Origin of the sequence: Lactiplantibacillus sp. 7.2.4 (assembly GCF_018991185.1) — a bacterium.
Lineage (GTDB): Bacteria > Bacillota > Bacilli > Lactobacillales > Lactobacillaceae > Lactiplantibacillus > Lactiplantibacillus pentosus.
This window is the reverse complement of sequence record NZ_JAGYGS010000118.1, coordinates 1-2864: the sequence shown is the minus strand read 5'-3', so window position 1 is coordinate 2864 and position 2864 is coordinate 1. Positions and strand designations below refer to the sequence as shown.

The 2864-nt window shown below is 50.7% G+C and carries 1 protein-coding gene and 1 pseudogene; both read left to right on the top strand.

The genetic code is table 11. The features are described 5' to 3' along the window. Positions 1 to 94 (top strand): annotated as a pseudogene (locus tag KGF70_RS16680) (IS5/IS1182 family transposase); the annotation flags it as partial. Positions 95 to 1209: 1115 nt separating this feature from the next. After that, positions 1210 to 2864, top strand: a 1655-nt coding sequence (locus KGF70_RS16675; protein ID WP_216786513.1) for an HAD-IC family P-type ATPase, incomplete at its 3' end; no start/stop codon positions are given.

Below are 2864 nucleotides of genomic sequence, written 5' to 3'. Positions count from 1 at the left end.
CCGTCGGCTCTGGAAAAATTGTGAGCGGCACCTTAATTCAAGTCGCCAAATGATTATTCTCGCTTTCTTGATATTACTCTTAAAAAGATTTTAAACAGATTCTAACTCATTAGACATGATTATCACCTCAAACACATATTAAAATAAAAGTACCTTTTTATCAAGTACAGAACTTATAAAGGTACTTGATAAACAGACAAAAGGTACTTGATAACCTTCTGTGATCCTTGGGAGAGTAAGGCTCAATAGGGGTCTAAAAGAGGTATAAAAGAGGTTTATAAAAGAGGTATAAAAGAGGCACTACTGTACGAGACCAAAACCTAGAAACAAAAAACACAAAGGAGTGAGCTAAAAACAGGCTCACATTCAACTCCAGTCGCTACGCTCCTTGCGCCTTACTCTGTTCGTTGCCAGATAAGGTGTAACAAGCCACGTTTATTCGGGCGCTGACGCCCCGAACCCCGTCCAAGCTGAACCAGCTTGACCGCTTTTTCACTCGCCGTTAGGCAGGAAAGCAAAGTTTCTATAAAACTTTGGCTTTCGCCATTTCAGTGTTAAGACTGATTTAGAGCTGTCAATTCCTTATGCTCCCACGCTACGCTCGTCCGCTACCATTGACAGCAAACAGTTAGTTTTTCTGAATCTTAACAAGAATTCAACTGCTATGTTCGTTTTTAAGGGCCTTATTTTTCGTTTTTAGCGGTTTTGAGACTGTTTATATATATTTATACCAAAGCAAAAACAAAAAGCCCTCAACAGGCTCTTAGAGGGCTAAATAACGAAGCCAGGACGATTAATAATAGCTTCTTGTCTTTTTTCAAAATATAAGAAGCTGTCTAGTATCTGCTGCTGGCGATTAATCTAACAGTGCTGCTAGCCTGCGGCGCCGCTGTTTCGAGTTCAAATCACCGCTCTTTCTCTACTTCGCCTTCCTCCTCAATAGCAAAGGGTCCCCCGCTTATAGTTCATCTCCTTGCTCAGTTTTGCATTTAGCACTAGCATTGTTCACAGTTTAGCGACTAGAAAACGTGCACGTTGCCCACGCCACCGGCGGCCCGGGCCAAATCTTTTGACAGCAACATTAGGTATCCTTTAAACTAGCAATAAAAGGTAACTAATTCAAAAAACTCGGTTGGGCGGTGCTCAAGAAAGCTTTCTCGGGGAGGAAAGCGATTCTTGGGTGCGGCCTTTTCTTATTGGAGGAAACTTATGACCCCTTACAACGAACACAAAGCAGATGTCCTAAAGCGCTTGGCCACCAGCCGGCAAAGCGGCCTCACCAGTGAAGAAGCACAGGCCCGGCTCACCCAGCATGGCCCCAACGCCTTGGCCGCCAGCAAGCCCCTACCAGCCTGGCGCCAGTTTTTGGCCACCTTGAAAGAACCTTTGGTGATTATTTTATTCATCGCCGTGCTATTGGCCTGGGCCAGCGCCGGCTATGACTTCTTCGTGCGCCACGACCCCAGCCATGGTATGGCGGCAGTGTATGAAAGCATTGCGATTCTGCTGCTGATTTTCGTTAATGCCGGCCTCTCCTTCTGGCAAGCCAAAAGCGCACAAAAATCCCTGGACGCCCTGAAGGTGATGGCGGATCACCACGCCAAGGCCCTGCGCGATGGCGACTGGCTGACGGTGCCAGCCACCGAGCTGGTGCCTGGCGATATTGTCAGTGTCAAAACCGGCGACTTCATCGAAGCCGACGTTCGCTGGCTCCATGTCGCCGAGCTGCAAACCAACGAAGCCCACCTCACCGGCGAAGCGGAACCTGTGCAAAAACAAACCCACGCATTGGGCGCTGACGTGCAAATCGGTGACCGCACCAACATGGGCTTTTCTGGTGCGACAGTGACGCATGGTAACGGCCTCGGGGTGGTGGTTGCGACCGGCATGCAAACCGAGCTGGGCAAAATCGCCACCTTGCTGGATCAAGTCAAGGACAAAAAGACCCCGATTGAACGCACCATTGCGCGCCTGACCACCAAACTGATGATGGTGGCGATGGTGATTGTGGCGTTCACGTTGCTGGTGGAGCTCTTGAAAGCCTATCAGCAAACTGGCAGTCTCTCCTTCGCTGCGCTGGCCGAATCCCTCTCTACGGCGATTGCCTTGGCGGTGGCCGCGATTCCCGATGCGCTACCGGCGGTGCTGTCAATTGTGCTCACGGTCGGGGCCACGATGCTGGCCAAAAACAACGGTCTGATCAAGTCCCTGAACAGTGTGGAAACCCTAGGGGCCACCAGCTACATTGCCTCAGATAAAACTGGTACCTTGACCAAAAATGAAATGACTGTCACCCGGTTTTATGCCAATGGCGCCAGTTATGTGGTGGAAGGCGACGGCTATGAACCAGTAGGCGAAATCATCCCTGATGACGAAGCCGACACCCCCGGCTTTTCGCGCTTCATGATGGCCGCTGTCCTGAATAACGAAGCGGCGATTCAAACCGACGACGAAGGCCGCAGCCGCCCGTATGGCAACCCCACCGACGTAGCGCTGGTAGTGATGGGCCACAAATTTGGTATCGATCGCGATACGATTTTGAGCAAAGACCAGGCGCAGGACATCGACATCATTCGCGAACTGCCGTTTGACAGCGACCGTAAAATGATGAGTGTCGTCATTAAAGATGGCGACCAGTATCAGGTGCTGACTAAAGGTGCGCCAGACGTGATTTTAGCCAAAACTGATGCCATTCTGGACCACGACCAACTCGTAACATTGCCAGCTGGTCAAACTGCGGTAGAAGCGCAGGTCAACCGCTTTGCCGAACAGGCGCTGCGGACGCTGGCGGTGACGCTGCGTGACATCGACGAGGACCTGGCGTTGCATGGTAGCACCGCTGAGCTTGAGCAGCACCTGACCTT